Source organism: Streptomyces sp. NPDC054883, from assembly GCF_053610645.1.
On the sequence record NZ_JBSGYT010000056.1, the window covers coordinates 1 to 25,847 of the forward strand.

The window sequence follows — 25,847 nt, forward strand, 5'->3', positions numbered from 1 at the left end:
GGCTCCGGGAGCCGGGCGCGGCGCCGTCTCGGCGGTCGGGTCACTCGACCGTCGTCCAGTCGAGGGTGCGTTCCACCGCCTTCTTCCAGCCGGCGTACCCTTCCTGGCGCCGGTCCTCGGACCACTGGGGCTCCCAGCGCTTGGACTCCTGCCAGTGGGTGCGCAGCTCGTCGGTGTCGCCCCAGAAGCCGGTGGCCAGCCCGGCCGCGTAGGCGGCGCCGAGGGCGGTCGTCTCGGCGACGACCGGGCGGCTGACGGGGACGCCGAGCACGTCGGCCTGGATCTGCATGCACAGGTCGTTGGCGGTGACGCCGCCGTCGACCTTGAGCACGTCGAGGTGGACCCCGGAGTCCTGCTCCATGGCCTCGACCACGTCGCGGCTCTGGTAGCAGATGGCTTCGAGGGTCGCCCGGGCCAGGTGGCCGCTGTCGTTGTACCGGGCCAGGCCGACGATCGCGCCGCGGGCGTCGGAGCGCCAGTACGGGGCGAACAGGCCCGAGAAGGCAGGTACGAAGTACATGCCGCCGTTGTCCTCGACGGTCCGGGCCAGCCGTTCGCTCTCGGCCGCGTCCTTGATGATCTTCATCTGGTCGCGCAGCCACTGCACGGCGGAGCCGGTGACCGCGATCGAGCCCTCCAGGGCGTAGATCGCGGGGCTGTCGCCGAACTGGTAGGCCACCGTGGTCAGCAGGCCGTGCTGGGATCGGACCAGCTCGGTACCGGTGTTGAGCACCAGGAAGTTGCCGGTGCCGTAGGTGTTCTTGGCCTCGCCGGGCGCGTAGCAGACCTGCCCGACGGTCGCCGCCTGCTGGTCGCCGAGGACCCCGGTGATGGGGATAGCGGCGCGCAGCGGGCGAGAGGTACGGGTCTCCCCGTAGGCGTCCCGGTGGGACGACGGGTTGATCTTGGGCAGCATGGCCCGGGGGACGCCGAAGAAGCCGAGCAGTTCCTCGTCCCAGTCCAGGGTTTCGAGGTTCATCAGCATCGTGCGGCTGGCGTTGGTGACGTCGGTCGCGTGGATTCCGCCGTCCGGGCCTCCGGTGAGGTTCCACAGGACCCAGCAGTCCGTGTTGCCGAAGAGGGCGTTGCCCGCCTCGGCCGCCTCGCGCACGCCGTCGACGTTCTCCAGGATCCACTGGATCTTGCCGCCGGAGAAGTACGTGGCCGGCGGCAGCCCCGCCTTGCGGCGGATGGTGTCGCCCTGACCGGAGCGGTCGAGGGCCGCGGCGATGGAGTCGGTACGGGTGTCCTGCCAGACGATGGCGTTGTAGTAGGGACGGCCGTTGCGGGGGTCCCAGACCACGGTGGTCTCGCGCTGGTTGGTGATGCCAATCGCCGCGAGGTCGGCCGGGGACAGGTTCCCGTGCCGCAGGGCGTTCTGGATCACCGAGTTGGTGCGTTCCCAGATCTCCACGGGGTCGTGTTCGACCCATCCCGAACGCGGGAGGATCTGGGCGTGTTCCAGCTGGTGCTTCGCCACTTCGTTACCGGCGTGGTCGAAGATCATGAAACGGGTGCTGGTGGTTCCCTGGTCCACCGCGCCGACGAAGTCCGCCATGGGGGTGCCGCCTCTCCTGTGGGATGGCCTGCTCGCTGCCTCGGGCAGCCGTGGTCACGCCTCCGGTCCCTCGGGGGCCGGCACGCGTCCGGGAGGCTCCGGCTCGGCGGTCGGCAGGAACCTGCCGACGAAGAACTTGTACAGCGCCGCTCCGACCAGGCCGCCGATGAGCGGACCGATGATCGGGACCCAGAAGTAGAAGTTGCCGTACTGATCTCGCCACGCGTTCCCGTAGCCCGTGATGAAGCTGGCCAGACGGGGACCGAAGTCGCGGGCCGGGTTGATCGCGTAACCCGCGTCGGTGCCCCAGGCCATGCCGATCGCCACGACGACCAGGCCGATGATGAACGGGGCCAGGTTGGCGCCGGGAGGCGTGCCCAGCAGGTCCGTGATGGCCAGGATCAGGAACAGCAGGATCGCCGTGCCGATGATCTGGTCACGGAAGGCCCCCCATTCGGTCACCGGCAGGTTGGGATTGCCGTTGGCGGGGAGAGTGGAGAAGACGCCCTGCGTCTTCGTGTGCGTGGGGTCGATCGTCGACAGCGCCTCACTGTAGTTCCAGCGCACCAGCAGGGCTGCCACGAAGGCGCCCGCCGTCTGCGCGAGCGCGTACGGCGCGACCCTGCTCCAGGGGAACCCCTTGAACGCGGCGAGCGCCACGGTCACGGCGGGGTTGAGGTGCGCGCCGCTGAGCCGTGCCGCGACGTAGACACCGAGGGTGACGCCCAGGCCCCAGGCCCAGGCGATGCTGTCGTGGTTGCCGAGGCCGCCGGGGGGATCCGTGAGACCTCCGCCGGCCACCACCTGGGCCACCACGCCGCACCCGAAGAGGATGAGGATCATGGTGCCCGCGAATTCGGCCGACAGCTCAGCGACCAAAGGTGGCATTTTCATCCGCTTGACCATCGAAGCCCGCTTCCCGCCGGCCCAGGGCCGGCCGTGGACTGCCCGGGTCCTCCCCGCTTCTCACCATAGGACGATCACCGGCGAACCGCACGACGGTTCTGGCGCGGGCGGGCGGAGCACGGTGGCCGGCCGGGTCCGGCTGACCGCACGGTGGTCAGCCGACGCTCCACGACCAGGTGTGATCGGCGCCGACCAGGCAGGCGAGGACGACGAGGTCGGCGACTCCGAGCGCGAACCCGAGGCGGGCGCGGGCGGGGCGGCTCGTGCCGCGGCGCAGGGCGAGTGCGGCGAGGACCATCGAGGCCGGGCCGAGGAGGAGGTTCATCGCGAGCAGGCCGACCAGGCCGAGGAGGAAGGAGGCGACGGCCATGCCGTCGGCCTCTCGGGTGCGGCTGCGGCTGCGGGCGGAGGCAGGGGTGGGCCGCTCGGTGCGCTCGGCGAGGCCCGCACGGTCGGCGTTCAGCGTGCGGTCGGGGCCGAGGACGTGGTCGACGGCACTTCGGGTGCTCATGACGAACCTTCCTGTCGGTGGGACCGGCGGTGGTGGCGGCCGGAGCGTTCGCGGATCGCGAAGACCAGCAGCCAGCAGGCGATCGCGGCCGTCGCGGCGAGGGAGACGGGGGCCGGTACGTGGGCCACGGTCCCCAGGAGGACCCCCATCAGCATCAGGGCCGCTACGAGGAAGAGCATCGTGCTCCCTCCGTAAATAGGTGACAGTTGTTCACTGACTACCCAGTCTAATAGTGCTCATGCGGTCCTGTGTGGCGCGGGGGTTAACTTTCCGTCATGAGTGAGACCACCGGAGCCCGCCGGCTCCAACGCCTCAAGACCCGCCGTGCCCTGCTGGACGCCGCTCTGGCCCTCCTTGAGGAGCAGAGCCTGGGCAGCCTCGGCCTGCGCGAGGTGGCCCGCGCGGCGGGCGTGGCACCGACCGCCTTCTACCGGCACTTCCGCGACATCGAGGAGCTCGGCATCGCGCTGGTGGACGAGGCGCTGGAGAACCTGCACGCCACGGTCCGCTCCACGCTCGCCGCCTCGGGCGATCCCGAACAACGCATCGCCACCGCCGTGGAGTTGATGGCCGCCCTGGTGCGCGCCTACCCCGCGCACATCCGCTTCATCGTCCGGGAGCGGCACGGGGGTGTGCGCCGGGTCCGGGAGGCGGTGACGGACCAGCTCGACGCGTTCGCGGGCGAAGTGGCCGAAAGTCTCGGGTCCGACCCGCTCGGCGCCGGCTGGAGCCGCGACGACCTGCTGATGCTGGCCCGGCTGTACGTCGACCACATGGTGATGACGGCCTCCGCGTTCCTGGCGGCGGCCATGGATGACGGCGAACGGGACGCCGTCACCCGCACCGCCCTGCGCCAGCTGCGGCTCATCCACGCGGGGCGGGTGCACTGGGCTCCCGCGGGGGACGCGGCCCCGGCCGGCTGACCGGGCCCCGCCCCGAACGCCGACCCGGCAGGTTCAGCCCAGTGTCGCGATGTCGATCACGAAGCGGTAGCGGACGTCGGAGCCGAGGACGCGTTCGTACGCCTCGTTGATCTTCTCCGCCGGGATCGGTTCGATCTCCGCGCCGACCCCGTGCCCGGCGCAGAAGTTCAGCATCTCCTGGGTCTCGGGGATGCCGCCGATCATCGAGCCGGCGAAGGACCGGCGCCGCGACATCACGGAGAAGGCGTTGACGGCCAGCGGCTCCGGCGGGGCCCCGACGTTGACCATGGCGCCGTCGAGGGCGAGCAGCGAGAGGTAGGCGTCCAGGTCGAGCCGGGCGCTCACCGTGTTCAGGATGACGTCGAAGGCGCCCGCGAGGTGCTCGAACGTGCCCGGGTCGCTGGTGGCGTAGTAGTCGTCGGCGCCCAGGCGCAGACCGTCGGCCTGCTTCTTGAGGGACTGGGACAGGACGGTGACCTCGGCGCCCATGGCGTGGGCCAGCTTGACGCCCATGTGTCCGAGCCCGCCGAGGCCGACGACGGCCACCTTCTTGCCGTGGCCGGCGCCCCAGCGCTTGAGCGGCGAGTAGGTCGTGATGCCGGCGCACATCAGGGGGGCGGCCTCGTCGAGCGCCAGTCCCTCGGGGATGGCGAGGACGAAGTCCTCGTTGACGACGATGTGGGTGGTGTAGCCGCCGTTGGTGTTGGTGCCGTCCCGGTCGACGGAGCCGTAGGTGAAGACGGTGCCGTTCAGGCAGTACTGCTCCTCCCCCGAGCGGCACGGGGGGCACTCGCGGCAGGAGTTGACCATGCAGCCGACGCCGACCCGGTCACCGACGGCGTGCCTGGTGACCTCCGGGCCGGCCTCGGCCACCACCCCGGCGATCTCGTGTCCGGGGGCCACGGGATAGGTCACGGGGCCCCACTCGCCGCGCACGTGGTGGATGTCGGAGTGGCAGATGCCGCAGTACTTGATGTCGATCAGGACGTCGTGCGGCCCGACCGCGCGCCGTTCGACGGTGGCCGGGGCGAGCGGCGCGGTGGCGGAGGTGGCGGCGTACGCCTTGGCGGTGCTCATGTCGTGCCTCCATGGAAGGGAATGGGGCGGCCGGATACGGCTGAGGAGCGGGGCCGCGGGAGCGCGACGAGCGGTGGCGGGCCGGCCCGCCACCGGGGGTCCGTCGGGGCAGGGGCCCGGTTTTCACCGTACGTCCGTGCCGCCGCCCACGCTGGCCCGGCGGCAGGCGCCGCAGGTCACCGGCCCGGCCCGGCCGTCCGGGCCTCAGAGGAGCCGTTCCGGGAGGGAGCCGGGCACGACCGCGTGGGGGCGCACGGCGCCCTCCGGGGTGAGGTACTCGACCTCCCCCATCGGGTCGGCGGTGACCTCGCCGACCACCGCGGCCTGCCTGCCGTACGGGAGGGCGCGCAGGGCCGCCAGGACCGGTCCGGTGCGCCCGGGCGGGACGAACAGGCACAGGCAGCCGGCGCAGGCGGCGTCCAGCGGGGCCAGCCCCCGGGCGGCGAGGGCGACGCGCGCCTCGTACCGGACGGGCAGGGCGGCCTCTTCCACCCGCAGGGTCAGCCCGCGCCCGGCGGCGGTCCGGCGCAGCACCTCCGCCAGCCCGCCCGTGGTCACGGTCCGGGCGTGCCGGATCCCCGGCTGCGCCGCCCGCAGCAGGCCGGCCAGGGGCGCGCAGTCGCTCGGCACGTGGTGTTCGTACCCGAGGCCGTCGCGCAGCGAGACGAGGTGCGCCGCGTGGCTGCCCAGCGGTCCGGTCACCAGGATGCGGTCGCCGGGCCGGATCAGGCCGATGCCCAGGGGCGGCCCGGCGGGGACGCCGAAGGCGGTGGCGGTGACGAAGACCCGGTCGGCTTCGCCCGCGCGGACCACCTGGGTGTCGACGGCGGTGATGGTGACCCCGGCCTCGGCGGCGGCGGCGCGTACGGAGGCGGTCAGGCGGCGGACTAGGTCCATCGGCAGGCCGGCCTCCAGCACGAGGGCGAGGGCGATGTGCCGGGGTTCGGCTCCGGTGGCGGCCAGTTCGTTGACGGCTCCGCACACCGCGACGCGGCCGATGTCGCCGTTGCCGAAGAACGGCGGATCGACCACGTACGTCTTGGTCACGGTCCGCAGGGCGGGCGCGGCGCTCGGCGCGAGGGCCTCCTCGACCAGGGTCCGCGCGTGCGGGCCGAACCCGACCTGGGCCGTGTCCCAGTCGTGTGTGTACGTCACGAAAGCCATCCCCCGATGCCCACGAGCCCTGACCTGCCCATCATCCGGCGACGGAGGGGCGGGGCATACCCGTGTACCGGGCGGCGGCGCTGATGAGGGGTCAGTAGGGGCGGCGCGGGCCCCGGCGGTCGTAGCCGCGGAGCAGGAGGACGGCCAGCGCCGTGGCCGCGGCCGGGAGGACGGCGAAGCCGGCGAGCATGCCGAGTCCGGCGGTGGCGGTCTGCGGGGCCGCGTGGCCGGTGCCGGAGGAGGCGTAGCCGGAGAGCTGGAGGACCAGCCCGTAGAGGAGGGGGCCGACGGCGACGCCCAGGCCTTCGCCGGTGCTGAACAGGCCGGACAGCATGCCCGCTTGACGGGGTGTGGGGTCATCCGGCTCCGGGCCCACGCAGTCGGGCAGCATGGCGTAGAGGAAGAGGAGCTGGCCCGCGTGGCCGGTGCCGGCCAGGGCCATGCTGAGGAGCACCGCCCCTTCGGGCAGGGCGGGGGCCGCGAGGAAGAGCAGGCACCCGGTGGCGAAGAGCGCGGAGGCGATCGCGTGTCCGCGGCGGCCGCGCAGCCGCGACCACAGCGGCACGGTCAGCAGGTTGGGCGCGACGAACGCCGCGACCAGGGCGCCGACGCCGGTCGAGTCGTGCAGGACGTGCCCGGCGAAGTAGGGGGCGCCCGCGAGCAGGACACCGGTGGCGACGGACTGGACGACCACGCACCGCAGCAGCGCGGCGAACGCCGGCTTGCCGCGCGCCGCGGCGAACCGGCGGCGCAGGCCGGGCTCGTCCGGCCGGGCCACCGGACCGCTGCCGCCCGGGCCGCCGCCCGCGTTCGCGCCGCGGCCGCCGGACGTGCCGACGAAGACGCAGAGGGTGCCGAGCGCGATGACCGCGCCGCCGAACACCCCGACCCAGCGGTGGCCCGCGAGGCCCCCGCCGCCGGCCTGGATGAGGGCGGGGCCGGCCGCTCCGGTGACCAGCGCGGCCACCCCGATCACGGCGACCCGGCCGCCGGCCAGCCGCATGCGGTCGCGGGGCACGTCGGTGAGATCGGCGGGCATGGCGACGTACGGGACCAGGAAGAAGGCGAAGGCGGTGGCGGTGAGCAAGTAGCCCGCCGCGGTGAACCACGCGCCGGCGGTGCCTCCGAGCGGGCCCGCGAAGGTGAGCGCGAAGGCCAGGGCCATCACCATGCCGCCGGCGAGTACGTAGGGGCGGCGGGCGCCCCAGCGGGTACGGGTGCGGTCGCTGGCCCGGCCGACGAGCGGGTTGAGGAAGGCGTCCCAGGCCTTGGGCGCGAAGACCACCGCGCCGGCCAGCGCGGCGCCGACGCCGAGCGTGTCCGTGAGGTACGGGAGCAGCAGCAGCCCGGGCAGGGTGGTGAACGTCCCGGTGACCAGCGATCCCGACGCGTACCCCAGCCGGAGCCGCGCGGACAGTCCCCCGGCGGCTGCGGCCTGCGGCCCCGCCGGCGTGCGCGGCGGTGCGGGCGGCGGGACGACCCGGGTTCGCTCGGGTCCTGTGGTGGCCATCGGGATTTCCTTCCGACGCGGTGGAGCGGGGGAACGGCCCCGCCCCGGGGCTGGGGGGTTCCTGGGGGCGGGGCTGCGATCAGAGTGCGTTTCCCGTCATGGGCCCCGCTAAAGCCGGGACGGCCCGGGCGGAGGGCACGAGTTCCTGCCATGCACCTTGCTGCCACCGTGACCGCCTGGCCGCCCCTTCGACCGGCGCTCCAGCATGGCTCCAGAGAAGGAGAGGGACATGACAGTCGACAACGGCACGGCCTCGCCCCGCACCCTCGATGCCCGCGCCGTCGACGGCCCCGCCGGCGACGGGCGGACGCTCGCGGGCACCCGTCACCTGATCCACCGTCCGCCCTCGCGGGCCCACTACGCCCTGGACGTCCCCAGCCTGGGCGAGGAGAACTTCACCCTGGTGGGCGCGGCCCCCGTGGCCCATCCGCTCTTCAACGACGGTCCGGCCCACTTCCACGACCTGCAGATCGCGACGGAGACGATGGGCGAGATCGGCGCGTTCGTCGGGCAGCGCTACTACGGTGTGCCCGAGGACCGGCCGGGGCTCTTCTACCGGTTCGCCCTCAACCTCACGGACCTCGCGGCCTGGCGCTCCGACGGCCCGGGCGCGGGCCCGCTGCCGATGGCGACGCGGATCAGGGCGAGGCCCGCGAACGTCGTCGCCGAAGTGCCGCGCGGGCTCGACTTCCACATCGAGGTCTCCCTCGGCGACCGGCCCTGCGCCACCGGGGCGGCCGGCCTGGTCTTCCTCATGCCGCGGCTCTACCGGCGGCACGTCGAGCACTCCCGGCAGGCCCTGCGGGCCGCGCCCGAACTCGACGACGCCCCCGACGGGCCGCTGCGGCCGGCCGGCGCCCGCGAGGTGGGCCGCTATGCCGCCGAGAACGTCGTCGTCAGCGAGCCGGCCGACGCCTCGCGCGGCCGGATCAGCACCTGGCTGCTCGCCACCGGGGTGAGCCCCGTCTTCGCCGGTGAGGACGGCCGGCTCTCCGGTCTGCACGTACTGGAGGCGCTGCGCCAGGCGTCGCTGCTGGCCGCGGGCCGGGCGCACGGGCTGGCCGCGCGCCGGAGCACGCTCGGCGCGCTCCAAGTGCACTTCCGCGGGCAGGCGGAGCGCGAGCTGCCGCTGCGCTGCGTGGCGGTGGCCGGTCCCCTGGGGCGTGACGGCGACGGCCGGCCGGCCGTGCCCGTCACGCTGACCCTGACCCAGCGGCGCCGCGCGGTGGCCGAGGCGCGCACCTCTGTGGTGCAGGACTACTGAGCGGCATGCGTTTTCGGATTCTGGGACCGCTGGAGGTCTGCGCCGGGACCGGGCCCGGGACCGCGCACGCCCCGCAGGCCGCCAAGTTGCGGGTCGTGCTCGGGACCCTGCTGGTGCGTGCCGGCGAGGTGGTGTCGGTCGGCACCCTCATCGACGAGCTCTGGCCGGACGCGCCCCCGCGCACCGCGACGACGACCCTCCAGGTGTACGTGTCCCACCTGCGCAAGGTGCTGCGCGGCGCCGACCCGGAGCACGGCGCGGCGGCGCTGGTCACCCGTCGCCCCGGCTACCTGTTGCGGGTGGGGGCACGGGCGCTCGACGCCGTGGCCTTCGAGGAGCTGACCCGGCGCGGCCACGAGGCTTTGCTCGCCCGCGACTTCGCGGCCGCCGCGGAGTTGCAGCGGCAGGCGCTCGCGCTGTGGCGGGGGCCCGTGCTGTCGGACACCCCGCACGGGCCGGTGCTCGACGGCGCCGCCGTCCGGCTGGGCGAGGCCCGCGTCACGGCGCTGGACGAGCGGATCCGGGCCGAGCTGCAGCTGGGCCGTCACCGGGAAGTCCTCGCGGAGTTGCAGGAGTTGGTGGCGGAGCACCGGATGCACGAGGAGTTCCACGCCCACCTGATGGTGGCGCTGTACCGGTGCGGGCGGCAGGCCGAGGCGTTGCGGGTGTTCGCGCTGCTGCGGCAGACCCTGGTGGAGGAACTGGGCATCGAGCCGGGTCCGGCCTCGCGCGAGCTCCAGCGGCGCATCCTGGAGGGCGATCCCGGGCTGTCCCGGCCGCGAGCGCCGGAGACGGCCGCGGCCACCGGGGCCGGCCCGGCCGCATGGCCCACGGCCGCGGACGCCGCGCTGCCCGCGACCGATCCGTACTTCACCGGCCGGGCGGACGAACTGGCCGAGCTGGAACGGCTGCTGCGCAGCGCACCGGAGGGCGGCTGCGTCGCCGTGACGGGCCCGCCGGGCACGGGCACGTCGGCCCTGGCGGTCGAGGCGGCGCACCGCGTGGCGGACGCCTTCCCCGACGGCCGGCTCTTCCTGGACCTGCGCCCCGGCGCCGACGGGCAGCCGCCGCGGCCGGTGGACCGGCTGCCGGGGGCGGCGGACGGCCGGCCGCGGCGGGTGCTGCTGGTGCTGGACCACGTCGCGTCGGAGGCGCAGGTGCGGCCGCTGCTGGCCGCCGCGCCGGGCGCCGTGGTGCTGCTCACCGCCTGGCGGGTGCCCGCGGGGCTGCCGGGCCTGCGCTGCGTGGTCCTCGGTCCGTGGGGCCCCGAGCAGCTCCCGCGGCTGGCGGGGCTGTTCGCGGACCGGGCCGGGGCCGGTGGGGCGGCCGTCGCGGACCCGGACGCCGTCGCGGAGACGGCCGAGCTGTGCGGGCGGCTGCCGCTGGCCGTGCGGGCGGCGGCCGCGCAGCTGGCGGCCCGCCCGCACTGGACGGCGGCCGTCCTCGCGGGCCGGCTGCGGGAGGAGCGCGGGCGCCTCGACGCGCTGCGGACCGGCGATGTCGACGTACGGGGCCGCCTGTACGCGGCGTACGCGGCCTGCCCCGAACCGGAGCGGCGGGCGTTCCGGCTGCTGGGGGCGCTGCCGCCCGGCCGGTTCGGCAGCCGGGAGGCCGCGGCCGCGCTGGGCGTGGGCGAGCGGGAGGCCGCCGCGGTGCTGGAGGCCCTGGCCGACGGGCGGCTGGTCGCGCCGGAGCGGGACGGCTGCCGGCTGCCGGAACTGCTGCGGCTGCTGGCGGCGGAGCTGCTGGCCGGGGAGGAGCCGCCGGAGGCGGTCCGGGCGGCGGTGGAGCGCGTGGGCCGGGCGTACGCGGACGCCGCGGCCGAGCCGGGCCGGGTGCCGGACGCCGCGGCGGGCGGGCTCGTACACCTGGCGCGCGCCGCGTACGCGGCGGGGCTGTGGGAGCTGACCGTACGGCTGACGGACGCCCTGGGCGGCTGGGTTCGGGAGGACCTGGAGGCCGGCTACGGCCTGGCGCTGGACGCCGCGGTGCGGTGCGCGGACCGGGCGGCGCAGGCCCGGATGCTGCGTTCGCTCGGGGACCTCGCCTGGCAGCACCGGCGCCTGGAGCGGGCCCGTGAACTGTACGACCGGTCCCTGGAGCTGGCCCGGGAGGCCGGCGCCGAGGAGGAGGCCGGGCGCGCCCTGGTGGGCTTGGCGGAGCTGTGGCTGGACGCCGGGGCGGCGGGTGACGCCGCCGCTCTGCTGGAGCCGGCGCTGGCCGCCCTGTCGGGACCCGGCCGGGCCCGGGGCCGGTACGAGGCGAGCCGGGCGCGGGCGCTGCTGGCGCTGGCGCAGGAGGACCCGGAGACCGCCCGGGCCTGGTTCGGGGAGTGCCTGGAGCTGGCGGGCGTCCTGCGGGACCACCGGCTGGAGGTGTACGCGCGGCGTTCGCTGCGGGCGCTGCGGGGCGCCGGGGCGGGCGCCCGGGGCGCCGTGGAGATCCGGCCGGGCCTGTGGCGCCTGCACCCGCCCCCGGTCCGTACGTGACCGGCCGCCCCGCCCATCCACCGGGCCCGCGCCCAGCCGGGGCGCCCGCCCCTGACGTTCGGAGAACCATGTCGGTAGCGCTGGGTCCGGTCACGGAACTCGTCGGCCGGGAGCTCGAAGGCGCCGCGCTGCGCGAGCGGTTGCGGGATCCCGGGGTCAGGCTGGTGACGCTGACCGGGCGGGCCGGTGTGGGCAAGAGCGTGCTGGCCGCCCGGGCCGTGCGGGAGACCGGCGCGGAGTTCGCCGGGGTGGCCGTGGTGGACGCGGCGGACGCGGCGGACGCGGTCTCGGACGGCGCGGGCGCGCTGCCGGATTCCCTGCTCGCCGGGCCGCTGCCGGACGGCCCCGGGCGGGTGCTGGTCGTACTGGACGGCTGCGACCACGCGGTGCGCCCCGCTGCGGCGGCGGCCGCCGTCGGGCTCGCGGCCGACCCCCGGGTGGTGGTGCTGGCCACCGCGCTGGAGCCGCTCGGCGTGTACGGGGAGCAGCTGCTGCCGCTGGCTCCGCTGTCCGTTCCCGCGCCCGGACCGGGGGGCGCGGCCGACCCCGAGGAGCTGGCCGGGGTGGCGTCCGTCGCCCTCTTCGTGCGGCGCGCCCGGGACGCGGATCCGTCGTTCGCGCTCACCTTGGAGAACGCCGGGGCCGTCGCCGAGCTGTGCACGCTGCTGGGCGGTCTGCCGCTCGCGGTGGAGCTCGCGGCGCGCCGGCTGCGGCTGTTCCCGCCCCATCTGCTGCTGTCCCGGCTGCGCGGGCGGACCACGGCGCTGTCCGGCGGGCCGGCGCAGGCGCCCGAGCGGCACCGTTCGCTGGCCGCCCTCGCCGAGTGGAGCTGCCGCGGGCTGGATCCGCAGGCCTTCGGCGTGCTGCGGCAACTGAGCGTCTGCGAGCCGGGGTTCGGTCTGCCGGCGGCCGGGGTGGCGGCCGAGGCGGCCGTCGAGGTGCTGCTGGACCGGGGCGTGCTGACGGTGGTGGGCGAGGAGCGGGGGGAGCTGCGCCTCGCGGTGCCGGAGCCGGTGCGTTCGTACTGCAGGGCCGGGCTGGTGGAGACGGGCGGCGAGGCCGCCGCCCTGGACGCGCACGCGGAGCGGTACCGGCTGCTGGTGAGCTCCGCGCAGGCCGCCCTGGCCGGGACGGAACAGGCGGCTCGGCTGGGCGAGTTGGCGGCGGAGGGGGACAACGTGTCGGCCGCGCTGCGGCGGCTGCGGGAGCGGGGCGACGGCGAGGCCGTGGCGGCGATGGTGCTGGGCTGCCGGCTGCCCTGGCTGGCGCAGGGGCGGCTGCGCGAGGGGCTGGACTGGTGTGACCTGGCCGCCGAACCGGCCGGGCCGGTGCCCGCGGACGCCCTGCGGGCCCGGCTGGCCGACATGTCCGGGGTCTTCGCGCTGGCCCTGGGCGATCCCCAGGAGGCGGTGCGCCGTCACCGGCGCGCGCTCGCGGTGGGCAAGGGCGTGGGCGACCGGCGGCAGAACGCGCTCGCCTCCGCCCACCTGGGAGCGGCCCTGCTGGCGGCGGGTGACTCTCCCGGCGCCCGGGCGGTCCTGGTGACCTCGCTGAGCGCGCTCGAATCGATGGGGCTCACCCGGGGCGCGGCGGCGGCCGCCGCCTCCCTCGCCGCCGTCCTGCGGGCCGACGGTGACCGGCGCAAGGCGCTGGAGCTGCTGGAGCGGGCCGAGGAGGCGTTCCGCCGGATCCGCGACGGGCGGGGCCTGGCGGGTGCCCTGCGGATCTCGGCGGCGCTGGCCCTGGAGGGCGAGGAGCCGGAGCGCGCCGACCGGGCCCTGCGGGAGGGCCTGCGGCTGTACGGGGAGATCGGCGAGCGCAGTGAGCTGCCCGGGATGCTGGAGGAGTTCGCGCTCCTGCTGCTGCGCACGTCGCCGGCCCAGCGGCCCCGGTGCGTACGGCTGCTCGCGGCGGCGGACGCACTGCGCGGCCGGACGGGGGCGCGGGTGCCCGACGAGTGGCGTTCGGAGGCCGAGCGGGCGCGCACGGAGCTCAGTGCCCGGCTGGACTGGACCGACTTCGCCGTGGCCTGGGCGGAGGGGGTGCGGATGGCCGCGCCGACGGCCGTGGCGGAGGCGCTTTCGGCGCCCGGCCCCTCGCGGCGCCCGGTGGTCTCGGCCGCCGCCGAGGCGCAGTCGCTCACGCCTCGCCAGGTCCAGGTGGCGCTGCTGGTCGCGGAAGGCCTGACGAACCGGCACATCGCGGCCCGGCTGGACATCTCGGAGTGGACCGTCGTCAACCACGTCCGCCAGGTGATGCGCCGCCTCGGCTGCACCTCGCGGGTGCAGGTCGCCGGGGCGGTGGGCCGGTGGGCATGACCGACTCCACCGCGTACGGTGCCGCGGAGCGCCTCGGCCCCAGCCCCGCCCGCCCCATGGACATCAGTGCGCCCGACGAGGTCGCCGCCCGGTTCCGCGCGGCCGGCTGGTGGCGGCCGGAGACGTTCCTGGACGACCTGTACCGTACGGCGGCCGTCGCGCCGGAGCGGCCGGCGATCGTCTCTGAGCGCGCCCACCGGCCGGCCGGCCGGCGCCGGGTCACGATCGGCTACGGGCGGCTCGCGGCCTACGTCGACCGGTTCGCCGCCGCGCTGCGCTCGCTCGGGATCGCGCCGGGCGATCCGGTGGCCTACCAGCTGCCCAACTGGTGGGAGACGGCCGCGCTGACCCTGGCCTGCCTGCGGGCCGGGGCGGTCGCCGTGCCGGTGCTGCCGACCGTACGGGCGCACGGGCTGCGGCGGATCCTGGACAGCACCCGGGCCCGGGTGTGCGTGGTGCCCGACGTCTGGGAGGGCTTCCCGCACGCCGAGGCGCTCGCGGACCTCGCCCCGCGGCTGCCGTGGCTGCGGCACCGGGTCGTGCTCGGGGACGCCGCGGCGACCGGGGCGATCGGCTTCGAGGAGTACTTCCGGCGCACCGCGCACGAGCGCACCGGGGCCGGCCGCCGCGACCGGCCGCGCCCGGGCCGCGCCGACCGGCCAGCGCTGCTGATCAGCGTGATGGGACTGCGGGACGCCTACACCTCGGTGGTGCACTCCCCCAACACCCTGTACGCCAACATCAGCACCCAGCACGAGCCGCGGGGGCCGGGGCGCCGGCCCCGCGAGGTCTTCCTCAGTACGCTGCCGCTCACCTCGCTGGCCTCGCTGATCTACACCGTCTGCTGGCCGCTGGCGGTCGGCGGTACCGGCGTCTACCAGGACCTGTGGGATCCGGGGCGGTGCCTGGACCTGATGGCGGCGGCCGGGGTCGACCAGGTCAACGCGGAGCCCGCCTACCTGTCGGAGCTGCTCACCGCGCAGCGCCGGCGGCCGCGGGAGCTGCCGCGGCTGCGGCTGGTGCTGTCCGGCGGGCGCACCAGTACGCCGGAGCCGCTGGCCGACGAGCTGCGGGAGGTGTTCGGCGTACCGGTGCTGTCCGTGTGGGGGGCGCCCGAGCTCGGCATGGGCACCCTGTCCGGGGACGTGGCACACGGGCGGGACGGCGTCAGCGCGCTGCCGGGCCTGGAGTTGGCCGCCCACCCGGGGACGGGGACGCTGACGGTGCGCGGGCCCTCCGTCTGCCTGGCCACCTGGCCGCACGGTACGCCCGCCCCGCGGCCCACGTGGGAGCACGACGACGGCCGGCTCGACACCGGGGACCTGGCCACGGCCGGGCGGCACGGCGGGGTCAAGGTCGTGGCCCGGGCCGGCGAACGGACGGGGGCGATCTTCATGGTGCCCGTCGCCGAGGTGGAGGAGCGGCTGCTGACGCACCCCCGGGTGCGGGAGGCCGCGGTCGTCGCCTACACCGATCCGGAGCACGGGGAACTGCCCTGCGCAGTGGTGGTCCCGGCCGCGCAGGACCGGCCGCCGGGGCCGGCGGAGCTGCGCGAGCACCTCGCCGGGCAGGGCGTCGCGGAGGCGTTCCTCCCGACCCGGCTGGAGATCGTCGGAGCGTTGCCCCGCGACGACCACGGCCAGGTCCGCCGCGACGCCCTCCGCACCTGGCTGGCCCGGCTGCGCCCCGGCGACCCCCGCCCGGCGGTGGACTGAGGGAGCTCCGGGCCGCTCGGGCTCAGTACTCGCAGCCCGCCACGCGCCGGGCGAAGGCGGTGAGTTCGGCGCGCCAGTGCGGGGCGAGGGGGGCGGCCGCCACCGCCGCGTCGGCGCGCCCCAGGAGTTCGGCGATGGTCTCCTCGGCCCCGGCGCGCGCCCGCTCGTCGAAGAACACGTCACGCAGGAACTGGGCGTCGCCGCCGAAGCCGGGGCCGCCGCGCAGGAAGCCGCGGATCCGCCAGGCCCCGTGCAGGGCGCGGGCGTACTCCTCGTAGGCCTCGCGCAGGTCCTCTCGGCCGGCGAGCGCCGCGCCGATCAGCAGCGCGTGGCGCAGGCCGTACCAGCCGGCGGCGCAGCCGCTGCCGCAGCCGGAGACGCACTGGCCGGGCCAGGCGTCGTCCAGGTACTCGGTCGCCGCGGCGGCCTCGACGTGCGCGCCGATGGCCCGTTCGGTACGCAGTTCGTCCCACCACCGCCAGGCCTCGTACGGGAGCCGCACCGCGAGCCGGTCGCCGTAGGCGAGGGCGAGGTCCCCGGCGAGCACGGCGGTGCCCTCCCCGAACCGGCGGGGCTCGCCGCGCCAGCCGTTGCGCTCGTGCTCGGCGGCGTGGCTGATGTGCAGGGTGGGGATGCCGCGGCGCAACGGGGCGTTGTCCCGTACGTCCTCGCGGATCATGAGGCAGGTGTCGAGCAGTTCCAGGGCGGCGGCCGCGGCGACGGCGTCCTCGCCCTCCGGGTCACCGCCCGCGGCGAGGTACCCGGTGAGGCAGATGACGGGGTGCGCCCGCTCGGCGCCGGCCTGGACGAGTTCGGCGACGCCCGCCACCAGTACGGCGCTGCGCGGATCGCAGGTGCGCCGCGCCCGGTGCTCTTCGGCGAGCAGCCGGGCGAGTCGCTCCTCGACCCGGTCGAGCATGGCGTCGCGGACCTGGGCGGGTGTCCGGGTACGCCACGGCTGGTGGTCTGTCGGTGTCGTCATGGTGCCCTCCCTGGTGGGCTACGGCCTCATGAACGACTCTCCCCGACACCGCTCGAGGGGACCATCGAGGAACGCTACAGAGGGCGGACCGGGGGGAGGTGGGGGCCCGGTCCGCCAGTTGTCTGCCACGAGGGGGCGGACCAGGGGCGGGCTTGCCATGAGCTTGCCATACCCCCGCCACCTCGCGTCCTCGCTCCTGCCGTCGTCCGGTCACCTCCGGCTCAGACCAACTCCGTGACCCCCAGGTGGAAGTCGACGGGCAGTGCCTGGCGGCCGGGGATCTCCAGCTTGCGGTAGACGCGGGTGAGGTGCTGCTCCACCGTGCTGACGGTGATGTAGAGCTTCTGCGCGATCTCCCGGTTGGTGTGGCCGTGCACCGCGAGCAGGGCCACCCGCTTCTCCGAGTCGCTGAGGCTCGCCACGAGGTCGGCGTCCGGGCCGTCGGCGCCCTCCCCGGGGCCGGGGCTGTCGCCGGTGTGGCCGGGCAGGATCTGCACGCACAGCGCCTCGGCGCCGCACTCCTTAGCCACGTGCCAGGCCCGCCGGTCGACCATGGCGGCGCGGGCCGGTTCGCCCATTTCCCGCAGGACCTGCCCGAAGTCGGTCATGGCGCGGGCCAGTTCGTACTGGTCGCCCGAGCGGTGCAGTTCGTCGACGGCCTTGGCCAGCATCGCCTGGCGTTCCTTCGGCTCGCGCAGCGAGGCCCGCAGCCGCAGGGTGATGCCGCGCACCCAGGGGTCGCCGGCGTCGCGGGTGGTGAGCTGGTCCGCGAGGAACCGTTCGGCCTGGTGGACCTGGCCGAGCCGGATCAGGGCCTCCGCCGCGTCGGCGCGCCAGGGCAGCACCCGGGGCCGGTCCAGGCCCCAGCGCTTCATGTGGCGGCCGATGTCGAGGAAGTCGCCCAGGGCGGCGTGGAAGCGGCTGGTGGCCAGGGCGTGCCGGCCGCGGGCGCGCAGGTAGTTCAGACCGTGGACGCTGCCGGCGGGCCTGTCGGGGACCGGCCGGCCGAGTACGGCCGCCGCCTCCTCGGGGCGGCCCATGGCGGTGTACGCCCGCACCAGCGTGCCGGCGACGCCGCTGAGCAGGGCACTGCCGCCGCGCTCGGGGACGGTGCGCAGGGCTCCCTCGGCGGTTTCGGCGGCGCCGGTGAGGTCGCCCAGGCGCAGCCGCGCCTCGGCGAGCAGCCCGGCGAACACGGCCTGCCAGCCGGTGGCGCCCCGCTGCCGGGCCTGCCGGGCGAAGGCCTCGCACCAGGGCAGTGCGCGGGCGGCGCCGTGCAGGTAGAGGAGGGTGCGCAGGGCCTGTACGACGGGTTCGACCGTGCCTTCGGCGAGGGTCGCGCCGCGCAGGAAGAGTTCGGCGGCGTGGGCGGCCGTGGCCTCCTCCGGCTCCACGGGGAGCGCCCACATGGCCGCCGGGTGGGCCGCGGTCCGCACCGGGCGGCCGGTGAGCGGGCCGGGCCGGTCGGGAGCGCCGGTGCGGTCGCAGGCGGCCCATTGGGGGAACGCCGAGAGGCCGTCCAGCGGGTCGTCGCCGGGGACCTCGCCGGGCCGGCGGTCCGTGCCGGGGCGCCGTCCGCCGGCCGCGGCCAGCCGTTCCAGTACGTCGGCGGACTCGTCGATGCGGCCCTGGGCGGCCAGCACCCGGGCGAGCGGGCCGAAGGCGCGCGGTTCGAGCCGGCCTTCGGCGAGGGCGGCCAGGGGCTCCAGGAGGTGGCGCTCGGCGGCGGCCGGGTCGGTGCGCGCGGCGACGGCGGCGAGCCTGATGCCGATGTCGGCGCGCCGGGCCTCGTCCGGGCAGGCTTCGTGGGCGAGTCGCAGGAGGTCCGCGGCCCGCTCGGGGGCGCCGTCGGCGAGGCACTGGTCGGCGGCGGAGCGCAGCACGGGCAGCGCCCAGTCCTCGGCGGTGTGCCGGGCGGCGAGGAGCTGGCGGGCGACCTCGGTGTCGGGTGCTCCCGAGGCGCGGGCCAGCAGGGCGGCCCGGCGGTGCAGGGCCGTGCGGGCCGCCGGGTCCATGCGGTCCAGTACGGCGGCGCGTGCGGCCGGGTGGCGGAAGCCGGGGCCGTCGAGCAGGCCGGCGGCGTCGAGGGCCGCGGCGGCCCGGGCGGCGGCGGTTTCGGTGGCTCCGCTCAGCCGGCCGGTGTGGGCGGGGCTCGCCAGCGTGTCGAGTACCGCGATCGCCTCGGCCAGTTCGGTGGTGGCGGCCCCGCAGCGGTGGAGGCAGGCCAGTACGGCCTGCGCGTACGCCTCCCCGGGCCGGACCGAGGGGTCCTGGAGCAGGGCGCGCAACAGCAGCGGGTTGCCGCCGCTGGCCTGGTGCAGCCGGCCGGTCTCCGCCTCCGTGCGGTCCGGGAGCATCGCGCGGACCGCTTCGGGGCTCAGCCGGTCGAGCCGCAGCCGGACGAAGTGGGGCAGCCGGAGCAGTTCGGTGCGCAGCAGCGGGTCGTCGCCGCGTTCGTGGAGGGACTCGGTGAACACCAGCAGGATCCGGGCCTGGCGGCTGCCGCGGGCGAGGTGCAGCAGGTGGCGGCTGGAGAGTTCGTCGACGTGGTGGAGGTCGTCGACGCAGATCACCACGGGTGCGGTGGCGCTGAGTTCGCGGACGCAGAGGGCGAAGGCCTGCATGGCCTCCACCCGGCCCGCACCGGGTGCCTGCGGCGGGTGGGGCAGCGCTCCGGCGGGGGCGTCGGCGGCCAGCTGGCACAGTACGCCCAGCGGGTCGCCCTTTTCGGCCGCCGTTCCCATGGCGCGCAGTACGCGGCAGCCACGGGCGCGGGCGTGTCCGGCGACGGCTTCAAGGAATTCGCTTTTCCCGCAGCCGACGGCCGCTTCGATGAGTAGTAATCCGGCGTTCCCTTCCGCGCAGCCGTCGATCTGCGCATGGGCAAGGGATAGTTCCTCGGCACGGCGGAACAACACCATAAGAGTCCCCCAGTGTCCCCGGTCCGCGCGTCCGATGAAATGGACGAATGCGGATACAGGAATGATCGAGCAATGCTTGAGCGGTAATTCAGGCCTCAGTGTAGGCCTGCATTCGGCCGCTCACGGTGTCCGGAAGCTGCCAGGCATCAATCCCCGCGGCCCGCGGCGGGGAAGATGCGGCGGGGGACGTTGCGCGGGTGGCCGGGGGTACGCCACTCGCGCGGATATCCGACGGACACCTCCTCGAAGCGCACTCCGTCGTACCACGTGGTGCGCGGGATGTGCAGGTGGCCGTAGACCACGGCGGCGGCCCGGAAGCGCACGTGCCAGTCGGCGGTCAGCTCGGTGCCGCACCACTGGGCGAATTCGGGGTGGCGCAGGATGCGGGTGGGGTTGCGGACGAGGGGGAAGTGGTTGACGAGCACCGTGCGCAACTCGGGGTCGCAGGCGGCGAGCCGCTGTTCGGTGTGGGCGACCCGGGCGCGGCACCAGGCCTCGCGGGAGGGATGGGGGTCCGGGTGCAGCATGAACTCGTCGCTGCACACCACCCCTGCCGCGTACGCCTCTTCGAGGGCCTGCTCCCGGGTGGCCGCCGACGGGGTGCGGAAGGAGTAGTCGTACAGCAGGAAGAGGGGGGCCACGACGAGGGGGCCGCCGGGCCCGGACCACACGGGGTAGGGATCCTCGGGGGTGTGCACGCCGAAGAAGCGGCAGATTTCGACGAGCAGCCGGTAGCGCGCCTCGCCGCGCGGGCCGTCGGGGTCGTCGCGCAGGGTCCACAGATCGTGATTCCCGGGTGCCCAGATCACCGTGGCGTATCGCCTGGTGAGCCGTTCGAGCACCCACCGTAGGTCTTCGGGTGACTCTCCGACGTCGCCGGCGATGACGATCCAATCGGCGGGGCTCTGCGGATACAGCTCCTCGACGATCCTGCGGTTCTCCGGGAATGCGACATGGAGGTCGCTGATGCCCATGAGGTTTCCGTGCGGCATTCCGTGAGTTTGGCCGGGGTCCCGCGTGCCGGACACCCCTGCCGGGCCCCTGAATTGCCGCCGGGGCTTCCGCCCCGCGCTATGGCAGGGGGATGGCAATGCCGCTACCGGCCGTGCCAGCGTCGGGGCAGTCCGCGCCCGCACGGGCCCGCGGATGGCAGCGGACTGGCGCCCGGGCGGCCTCGCCGGGCCCGGTCGGTACGGGTGGCGCTCGGTTTCCTGGCCCCGGCGGCCGGGCGGCGCGAGCGTGGGGTGGTCAGGCCGGACCCGGCCCGGCACCGTCCCGCGACCAGAGGAAATGCCGTGCTCACGAAGCTCCTGCCGGCGAACGTCGCCACCGCCGAGGCCACCGCCGATCCGGACGGGGTCTTCCTTTACCCGGAGGAGGAGAGCCTCATCCGCAACGCCGTACCGAAGCGCAAGCTGGAGTTCGGCACGGTCCGCTGGTGCGCCCGACGGGCGATGGACTCGCTCGGGCTGCCGCCGGCCCCGGTGGTGCCGGGCCGGCGCGGCGCCCCGCAGTGGGCGCCCTCGGTCGTCGGGTCCATGACGCACTGCGCGGGTTTCCGCGGGGTGGCCCTCGCCCGCTCGGCGGAGTTCGCGGCGGTCGGCATCGACGCGGAGACGAACACCGCCCTGCCGGCCGGGGTGCTGGAGTCGATCGCGCTGCCCCGGGAACTGCGCTGGACCCGGGAGCTGGCGCGGTCCGTGCCGGAGGTCTCGTGGGACCGGCTGCTGTTCAGCATCAAGGAGGCCGTCTACAAGACGTGGTTCCCCCTGACCGGACAGGAACTGGACTTCACCGACGCCCTGGTCAGCATCGACGCCGCCGAGGAGACGTTCCGCGCGCGGCTGCTGCCGGACCCCGCGGCCCTCTCGACGGCCGGGCCGCACGCGTTCAGCGGCCGCTGGTCGGCGGTGGACGGGGTGCTGCTCAGCGCGATCGCGGTGCCGGCCGCCCGGCCCGTCGCCGCGGTCGCCCCGGAACGGCGAAGCGCCCCCCGCCTCTGCCCTGCGGGGAGCGCCTGCTGACCTGGCCGCCGGTGACGTCGCGGGCTCAGGGGCTATCCGGCCCTGAGCCGTCAGACACCCCCTACCCCCAGCGGTCGTCCTCGGGTACCTGCGGGGCGCCGAGGAGGCTGCCGTTCCCCGTGATCGTGACCGACAGGCTTAACGCGTTCACCACGACGGCCCCGGACATGAACTGCGCCCCCATGACGGTCAGGACTATACCGGTGAGTACGGTCAAGCAGATCGCAGAGAATTTGCCGGAAATTACCCTCACGCCTTCCCCCAGTTGAAGATCAGGTTCCGACACCCGCACCTGTCCGAATTTTCCGGCTTTGGTGACCCCGGGTGATGCGAATAGAGTGCTTGACATCGATCATTCGCGCCAAGAGGCCGACGCTGGCGTAAAGTTACGTGGCAGCAATTACATCGATCAGTGGGGGCTGAGATGTTCACAGGGGAGGCACCGGATTCAGGCTTCGCAGAGCTGGACGACGTCAGCGCCACCGCGTACGGGCTGGCCGTCGAGTCCGGGCGCTTCGTCCGCGAGCAGGTCGCCGAGCAGCTCTCCCTGACGCCCGAGGAGATCGCCCGGGTGGAGCAGGTGCTCCGCGGCGTCCGCCTGTTGCAGTCGATGCCCGGCAACCCCGCCGAACTGACCCCCGTGACCCCCGACGTGGCGGCCGCCTCCCTGGTGGCGCCGGCCGAACGGCAGATCCGCGACCTCCAGCAGGCGGTCACCGACGTACGCGCCAAACTGCTGTCCCTGACCCCCCTCTACTTCGAGGGACGCAGGCTGCGCAACCGGCTCGAGGCCTTCGACATCATCACGGACGTCTCGCGGATCCAGGCGATGCTCGACCACCTCAGCCAGAACTGCAAGAGCGAGCTGCTCACCGTCCAGCCCGGCGGCGCCCGGCCCGCCGACCTCCTCGACCAGGCCCGCGAGTCGGCGCTGTCCACCCTGGCCCGGGGTGTCCGCATCCGGACGATCTACCAGCACACGGCGCGCAACGACCTGCCGACCCGCTCGTACGTCCGCGACGTGACCCGGCACGGTGCCGAGATCCGTACCGCCGACGAAGTGATCGACCGGCTGATCATCTACGACCGTGAGGTCGCCTTCCTGCCTGAACGTTCCTCCGTGGGCTGCGCCCCCGGCGCGGCGATCGTCCGCGAGCCGACGCTCGTGGCGTTCCTGTGCTCCGTCTTCGAGTACCTGTGGGACGGTGCGTCGGCCTACATGGTGGAGTCGCAGCGGTCCGCCGCCTCCTCCGACGAGCTGAGGTGGTCGATCATCCGGCTGATGGCCAAGGGGTACAAGGACGAGATGGTCGCCCGCCGGCTCGGCATGTCGGTGCGCACCTGCCGCCGCCACATCGCCGACATCACCGAGGAACTGGAGGCGACGAGCCGCTTCCAGGCCGGCTACAACGCGGCGCGCCAGGAGCTGCTCTCCGGCGAGTCGGCGCCCTCCCCGGGCTGACCCGGCGCGGGCCGGGGCGCGAACCGCCCCGGCCGCGCTCACCAGCCCGTGTCCTCGTCGAGCGCCTCCGTGATGGCGTCCACGCAGTCCTGGTCGAGCATCGTCGTGACGTGGGCGTCCTGGAGCCGGCCGAAGCCCGCGTCGTACACGGCGGCGCTGACGACGTACCCGCCGTCGAGCGGGAACGTCCGGAAGATCCACTCGTCCCCGGTGCCCGCCGTGCCGTCCGGCCGCTGGACGCGCACCGGCCTGCCGTCGGGCCCGAAGCCGAACTCCGTGAACCGGAACTGCATGCCCTGCCCGATGGCCTTGCTGTACGCCTCCTTGAGGGTCCACAGCCGCACCAGCGCGCCGTTGCGCTCCGCCTCCGGCATGCCCGACAGCAGCACCGACTCGTAGGGCGTGCAGATGTGGCGGCCGAGGCCGCCGCCGTACATCTCCCGGTCGGCCCGCTCCGCGTCGACGCCGATCAGGCCGCAGGTCGTCAGGCCGACGAGCAGCAGGTCCTCGGTGTGGCTGAGGCTGATGTCGATCTGGTCGCAGCCCCGCAGGTACGGGCGGCCGGTCGGCCCGTAGGCCAGTTCCAGGTCGGCGGGATCGCTGGCGAGCACCGCACCGGCCGCGTGCTTGAGGAGCATCCGGGAGGCGATGTAGCGGTTGCGCACGTCGGCGTGCGTCAGGTCGAGGAAGCGCGTCCAGTCCCGGCCGAGCAGCTCGCGCAGCCCGTCGCCGGACGGCAGGCCCGGCTCCAGGTCGTCGAGCCACGCGTAGACCAGGGCCGTTCCGTGGGTGGCGAGGTCCTCCCGGACCCGGTCCCATGACGCGCCCCCGGCAGCGACCGCGACGGGCTCGCCGAGCGGGGGGCCGAGCGTGGGACTGCCCGGGGCGGTCATCGGCGGTACTCCTTCACGAGGCTGTGGATGTCGCGGAGGCTCTGCGCCTCCAGCAGGCGGTGCACCGGGACGCGGTGGCCGGACTCCTCCAGGAGCGCCACGAGCCGGAGCAGGTTCAGCGAATCCCAGCCGGGCAGGTCCACCAGTGCGGTGTCCGCGCCCGCCGGGCCGGGGAGGTCCAGGCCGAGATCGTCGCGGACCGTCCGGAGGAACACGTCGACGTTATCGAGACTCATCCGCCGGCCTTCTCCCCGGGGTCGCGGTGACGCGCACGTGCCCCGGGACGTCCGGCACCCGCGTCAGATCATGGTGGAACTCCACCGATATGTCCTCGCGTTCCGGTGGAGCGGTCCGCTCCGTGAACCCGCAGGAGGGATAGAAGTCGCGGACGCGGTGGTTGCGCGCGGTGGGTACGTAGCGGGCGGTCACGGCGGACAGCCCGAGGTCGCGGGCCTGGGCCAGCAGTACGGCGAGGACCGCCCGCTCGATGCCGCGGCCGAGCACGCGGCAGCTGAGCCACATGCCGTCCAGCCGCAGCGCGCCGTCCTCGAAGGTCCCGAGCACCGCCGCGACCAGGCCGTTGGCTCCGAACCGGTCGGCGGTGCGACCCGCGAGCAGCAGCCGGTCCGGGTCGGCCGCCAGTGCGGCCAGCTCGGACTCCGGGTGGCCGCCGCCGGTGAGGTTGAACTGGTTGGTGCGCAGGCTCAGCTGCGACAGGCGCGCGAACTCGTGGCGGCGGGGCGGCCCGAGGTCGAGGGTGACCTCCAGGGCCCGCAGGAACTCCTCGTGCGATCCCCCGGCCCGGCGCAGGGCCCGGCGCCGGCGTTGGCGCCGGTACTCGCCGGTCCTGGCCCGGTCCTCCTCGGTGAGCCGCAGGGTGTCGAACCAGCCGTCGGCGAGCAGCCGGGTCACGTGCAGCGCCGGCTCGTCGTCCAGGGCCACGACGGCCACCTCGGGCGCGCCGTGGCGCACCCGGGCCCGCTCGGCCGGTGAGTCGTCGGCGAAGACGAGGGCGTCGGGACCGAGGTCCAGCTGCCGTGCGATGTCGTGGAGGTTGCCGTCCTTGGGCCGCCAGTTGGCACGGACCAGGACGAAGTCCTGCTCGCGCAGCGTCAGGTCGGGGTGGTCGCGCAGCGTCCGCAGGACCAGGTCCTCGTCGTTCTTGCTGCTGACCGCGAGGAGCACGCCTTGGGAGGCGAGCTGGCGCACGCACCGCTGGAAGGCCCCGAAGGCCTCGCCGCGCAGGGTGCCGGCCGCGGCGATGCCGTCGGGGCCGTCCTCGCCGAGCACCCCGTCCCACAGGGTGTGGTCGAGGTCGAGGACCAGGCACTTGCGGACGCGGCCGCGCTCGGCGCGCGCCAGGTGGGCGACTTCGCGGGCGTACGCGGCGAGCAGGCCCGCGCCGAGCCGTACCTTGCCGTAGCGGTCCAGGCAGGGGTCGGTGACGGGGCCGCCCGCGCCGACGAGGGGTTCCAGGTCGATCACCACCAGCCGGCCGGCGGATTCGGTCAGGCGCAGCAGGCGGGCGTTGAACTCCCGCCAGATCGCGCCGAGCCGGGCCCGGGAGCGGTGGTCGACCAGCTGGTGGCTGTAGCAGCGGGGCAGCGGAAGCGTGTTGAGCACGAGGGTGCCGGGGACGGCGTCGGCGAGTGCCGCGCACCGGGACAGCGCCTCCTCCCCGGCCGCCGCCACGTCCTCGGGCCGCCACACCGCCGGGACCTGCGCGAACACGGTCTCGGCGTCGAGGAGGCACAGGGTGAGGTCCGGGGCGGGGGTGCGCAGCGGACCGTGGGGGTCGGTGAGGTCGCGCAGGTACGTCCCGTACTCGCCCCGGACCGGCCGCAGCAGCAGTCCGTGGCGGGCCAGTTCGCCGGTGAGGGGGTCGATGACGTGGCCGACGGTGGACTGGCCGGTGACGGCCACCGTGACGACGGGGGTGTGCGGGTGGTGTGCCAGTACGGCGTCGGGGTCGAGCCGGGCGAGCAGCCGGCCGGCCTGCGCCAGTACGGGGCCGTCGGGCTCGCGGGTGTCGGCGGCCTCCGCGAGCAGTCCCGGCACCTGGTCGTAGGCCTTCTCCAGGAGTCCCCGCTCGCGCAGTTCGCGCAGCCGGGCCAGTGCGTTCGTCATGGG

20 protein-coding genes are annotated in these 25,847 nt (G+C 75.1%); 7 read left to right on the plus strand and 13 right to left on the minus strand.

Annotation, left to right across the window (positions count from 1 at the left end; translation table 11 throughout):
- Window positions 1-40 precede the first annotated feature (40 nt).
- The 4 genes from glpK to ACWGH1_RS30285 all read right to left on the minus strand — a co-directional run bounded on the left by glpK (window position 41) and on the right by ACWGH1_RS30285 (window position 3,154).
- Window positions 41-1,558 carry a glycerol kinase GlpK gene (gene glpK, locus ACWGH1_RS30270; RefSeq protein WP_453355954.1) on the minus strand — a complete coding sequence of 506 codons (1,518 nt, stop codon included), beginning with the start codon at window positions 1,556-1,558 and terminating at the stop codon, window positions 41-43.
- A gap of 54 nt (window positions 1,559-1,612) precedes the next feature.
- Entirely contained in the window at window positions 1,613-2,446 is an 834-nt protein-coding gene (locus ACWGH1_RS30275) for an MIP/aquaporin family protein (protein ID WP_453355959.1), read from the minus strand.
- 172 nt (window positions 2,447-2,618) lie between these two features.
- The gene (locus tag ACWGH1_RS30280) at window positions 2,619-2,975 is read right to left on the minus strand and encodes a DUF4190 domain-containing protein (RefSeq protein WP_453355955.1); all 357 of its coding nucleotides are present in this window, start codon (window positions 2,973-2,975) and stop codon (window positions 2,619-2,621) included.
- A complete protein-coding gene (locus ACWGH1_RS30285; protein ID WP_453355956.1) occupies window positions 2,972-3,154 on the minus strand; it encodes a hypothetical protein in 183 nt (60 codons plus the stop codon). The genes ACWGH1_RS30280 and ACWGH1_RS30285 overlap by 4 nt, the downstream gene beginning before the upstream one ends.
- 96 nt (window positions 3,155-3,250) lie before the next feature.
- On the opposite strand from ACWGH1_RS30285, the gene ACWGH1_RS30290 reads away from it, so the two are divergent.
- Window positions 3,251-3,898 carry a TetR family transcriptional regulator gene (locus tag ACWGH1_RS30290; protein WP_453355957.1) on the plus strand — a complete coding sequence of 216 codons (648 nt, stop codon included), beginning with the start codon at window positions 3,251-3,253 and terminating at the stop codon, window positions 3,896-3,898.
- Window positions 3,899-3,931: 33 nt separating this feature from the next.
- Here the strand turns inward: ACWGH1_RS30290 and ACWGH1_RS30295 are convergent, their stop codons facing one another.
- The 3 genes from ACWGH1_RS30295 to ACWGH1_RS30305 form a co-directional block, all read right to left on the minus strand.
- Complete coding sequence (locus ACWGH1_RS30295; RefSeq protein ID WP_453355958.1) at window positions 3,932-4,975, minus strand: NAD(P)-dependent alcohol dehydrogenase; 1,044 nt, start codon at window positions 4,973-4,975, stop codon at window positions 3,932-3,934.
- Between the two features lie 204 nt (window positions 4,976-5,179).
- Complete coding sequence (locus ACWGH1_RS30300) at window positions 5,180-6,139, minus strand: AIR synthase-related protein (RefSeq protein ID WP_453409185.1); 960 nt, start codon at window positions 6,137-6,139, stop codon at window positions 5,180-5,182.
- 91 nt (window positions 6,140-6,230) lie between these two features.
- Entirely contained in the window at window positions 6,231-7,649 is a 1,419-nt protein-coding gene (locus tag ACWGH1_RS30305) for an MFS transporter (protein WP_453355744.1), read from the minus strand.
- A gap of 229 nt (window positions 7,650-7,878) precedes the next feature.
- Here ACWGH1_RS30305 and ACWGH1_RS30310 point away from each other — a divergent pair, with 229 nt between their 5' ends.
- The 4 genes from ACWGH1_RS30310 to ACWGH1_RS30325 all read left to right on the plus strand — a co-directional run bounded on the left by ACWGH1_RS30310 (window position 7,879) and on the right by ACWGH1_RS30325 (window position 15,435).
- Window positions 7,879-8,913: an AfsA-related hotdog domain-containing protein gene (locus ACWGH1_RS30310; RefSeq protein ID WP_453355743.1), complete on the plus strand. Its 1,035-nt coding sequence runs from the start codon at window positions 7,879-7,881 to the stop codon at window positions 8,911-8,913.
- Window positions 8,914-8,918: 5 nt separating this feature from the next.
- A complete protein-coding gene (locus tag ACWGH1_RS30315) occupies window positions 8,919-11,402 on the plus strand; it encodes a BTAD domain-containing putative transcriptional regulator (protein WP_453409186.1) in 2,484 nt (827 codons plus the stop codon).
- A gap of 68 nt (window positions 11,403-11,470) precedes the next feature.
- On the plus strand, window positions 11,471-13,720 hold the full coding sequence (locus ACWGH1_RS30320; protein ID WP_453352054.1) for an ATP-binding protein: 2,250 nt from the start codon (window positions 11,471-11,473) through the stop codon (window positions 13,718-13,720).
- Window positions 13,717-15,435: an AMP-binding protein gene (locus ACWGH1_RS30325; RefSeq protein WP_453409187.1), complete on the plus strand. Its 1,719-nt coding sequence runs from the start codon at window positions 13,717-13,719 to the stop codon at window positions 15,433-15,435. The genes ACWGH1_RS30320 and ACWGH1_RS30325 overlap by 4 nt, the downstream gene beginning before the upstream one ends.
- A 22-nt stretch (window positions 15,436-15,457) precedes the next feature.
- Here ACWGH1_RS30325 and ACWGH1_RS30330 read toward each other — a convergent pair whose 3' ends face one another.
- The 3 genes from ACWGH1_RS30330 to ACWGH1_RS30340 all read right to left on the minus strand — a co-directional run bounded on the left by ACWGH1_RS30330 (window position 15,458) and on the right by ACWGH1_RS30340 (window position 20,312).
- Complete coding sequence (locus ACWGH1_RS30330) at window positions 15,458-16,417, minus strand: polyprenyl synthetase family protein (RefSeq protein ID WP_453352052.1); 960 nt, start codon at window positions 16,415-16,417, stop codon at window positions 15,458-15,460.
- 221 nt (window positions 16,418-16,638) lie between these two features.
- Window positions 16,639-19,332, minus strand: coding sequence for a LuxR C-terminal-related transcriptional regulator (locus ACWGH1_RS30335; RefSeq protein WP_453352051.1), 2,694 nt, complete (start codon window positions 19,330-19,332; stop codon window positions 16,639-16,641).
- Window positions 19,333-19,484: 152 nt separating this feature from the next.
- Complete coding sequence (locus ACWGH1_RS30340) at window positions 19,485-20,312, minus strand: metallophosphoesterase family protein (protein ID WP_453352055.1); 828 nt, start codon at window positions 20,310-20,312, stop codon at window positions 19,485-19,487.
- Between the two features lie 321 nt (window positions 20,313-20,633).
- Here ACWGH1_RS30340 and ACWGH1_RS30345 point away from each other — a divergent pair, with 321 nt between their 5' ends.
- Entirely contained in the window at window positions 20,634-21,362 is a 729-nt protein-coding gene (locus ACWGH1_RS30345) for a 4'-phosphopantetheinyl transferase family protein (protein ID WP_453352050.1), read from the plus strand.
- 424 nt (window positions 21,363-21,786) lie between these two features.
- A complete protein-coding gene (locus ACWGH1_RS30350) occupies window positions 21,787-22,824 on the plus strand; it encodes a LuxR C-terminal-related transcriptional regulator (RefSeq protein ID WP_453352049.1) in 1,038 nt (345 codons plus the stop codon).
- A gap of 38 nt (window positions 22,825-22,862) precedes the next feature.
- On the opposite strand, the gene ACWGH1_RS30355 is transcribed toward ACWGH1_RS30350, so the two are convergent.
- From ACWGH1_RS30355 to ACWGH1_RS30365, 3 genes are read right to left on the minus strand one after another with little or no spacing between them, the layout of a single operon-like run.
- Entirely contained in the window at window positions 22,863-23,717 is an 855-nt protein-coding gene (locus tag ACWGH1_RS30355; protein WP_453352048.1) for a 4'-phosphopantetheinyl transferase family protein, read from the minus strand.
- Entirely contained in the window at window positions 23,714-23,953 is a 240-nt protein-coding gene (locus ACWGH1_RS30360; protein WP_453352047.1) for a phosphopantetheine-binding protein, read from the minus strand. The genes ACWGH1_RS30355 and ACWGH1_RS30360 overlap by 4 nt, the downstream gene beginning before the upstream one ends.
- Window positions 23,940-25,844, minus strand: a complete 1,905-nt coding sequence (locus tag ACWGH1_RS30365; RefSeq protein ID WP_453352046.1) for an HAD-IIIC family phosphatase — start codon at window positions 25,842-25,844, stop codon at window positions 23,940-23,942. Before ACWGH1_RS30365 ends, ACWGH1_RS30360 begins: the two co-directional genes overlap by 14 nt.
- Window positions 25,845-25,847: the final 3 nt, after the last annotated feature.

What these genes read in the sequence shown, in the direction of transcription:
- ACWGH1_RS30360 (WP_453352047.1), bottom strand. Translation starts at nt 23,953, where the DNA reads ATGAGTCTCGATAACGTCGACGTGTTCCTCCGGACGGTCCGCGACGAT.
- ACWGH1_RS30330 (WP_453352052.1), bottom strand. Translation starts at nt 16,417, where the DNA reads ATGACGACACCGACAGACCACCAGCCGTGGCGTACCCGGACACCCGCC.
- ACWGH1_RS30320 (WP_453352054.1), top strand. Translation starts at nt 11,471, where the DNA reads ATGTCGGTAGCGCTGGGTCCGGTCACGGAACTCGTCGGCCGGGAGCTC.
- ACWGH1_RS30340 (WP_453352055.1), bottom strand. Translation starts at nt 20,312, where the DNA reads ATGGGCATCAGCGACCTCCATGTCGCATTCCCGGAGAACCGCAGGATC.
- ACWGH1_RS30350 (WP_453352049.1), top strand. Translation starts at nt 21,787, where the DNA reads ATGTTCACAGGGGAGGCACCGGATTCAGGCTTCGCAGAGCTGGACGAC.
- ACWGH1_RS30325 (WP_453409187.1), top strand. Translation starts at nt 13,717, where the DNA reads ATGACCGACTCCACCGCGTACGGTGCCGCGGAGCGCCTCGGCCCCAGC.
- glpK (WP_453355954.1), bottom strand. Translation starts at nt 1,558, where the DNA reads ATGGCGGACTTCGTCGGCGCGGTGGACCAGGGAACCACCAGCACCCGT.
- ACWGH1_RS30280 (WP_453355955.1), bottom strand. Translation starts at nt 2,975, where the DNA reads ATGAGCACCCGAAGTGCCGTCGACCACGTCCTCGGCCCCGACCGCACG.
- ACWGH1_RS30290 (WP_453355957.1), top strand. Translation starts at nt 3,251, where the DNA reads ATGAGTGAGACCACCGGAGCCCGCCGGCTCCAACGCCTCAAGACCCGC.
- ACWGH1_RS30365 (WP_453352046.1), bottom strand. Translation starts at nt 25,844, where the DNA reads ATGACGAACGCACTGGCCCGGCTGCGCGAACTGCGCGAGCGGGGACTC.
- ACWGH1_RS30285 (WP_453355956.1), bottom strand. Translation starts at nt 3,154, where the DNA reads ATGCTCTTCCTCGTAGCGGCCCTGATGCTGATGGGGGTCCTCCTGGGG.
- ACWGH1_RS30295 (WP_453355958.1), bottom strand. Translation starts at nt 4,975, where the DNA reads ATGAGCACCGCCAAGGCGTACGCCGCCACCTCCGCCACCGCGCCGCTC.
- ACWGH1_RS30315 (WP_453409186.1), top strand. Translation starts at nt 8,919, where the DNA reads ATGCGTTTTCGGATTCTGGGACCGCTGGAGGTCTGCGCCGGGACCGGG.
- ACWGH1_RS30300 (WP_453409185.1), bottom strand. Translation starts at nt 6,139, where the DNA reads ATGGCTTTCGTGACGTACACACACGACTGGGACACGGCCCAGGTCGGG.
- ACWGH1_RS30305 (WP_453355744.1), bottom strand. Translation starts at nt 7,649, where the DNA reads ATGGCCACCACAGGACCCGAGCGAACCCGGGTCGTCCCGCCGCCCGCA.
- ACWGH1_RS30355 (WP_453352048.1), bottom strand. Translation starts at nt 23,717, where the DNA reads ATGACCGCCCCGGGCAGTCCCACGCTCGGCCCCCCGCTCGGCGAGCCC.
- ACWGH1_RS30310 (WP_453355743.1), top strand. Translation starts at nt 7,879, where the DNA reads ATGACAGTCGACAACGGCACGGCCTCGCCCCGCACCCTCGATGCCCGC.
- ACWGH1_RS30275 (WP_453355959.1), bottom strand. Translation starts at nt 2,446, where the DNA reads ATGCCACCTTTGGTCGCTGAGCTGTCGGCCGAATTCGCGGGCACCATG.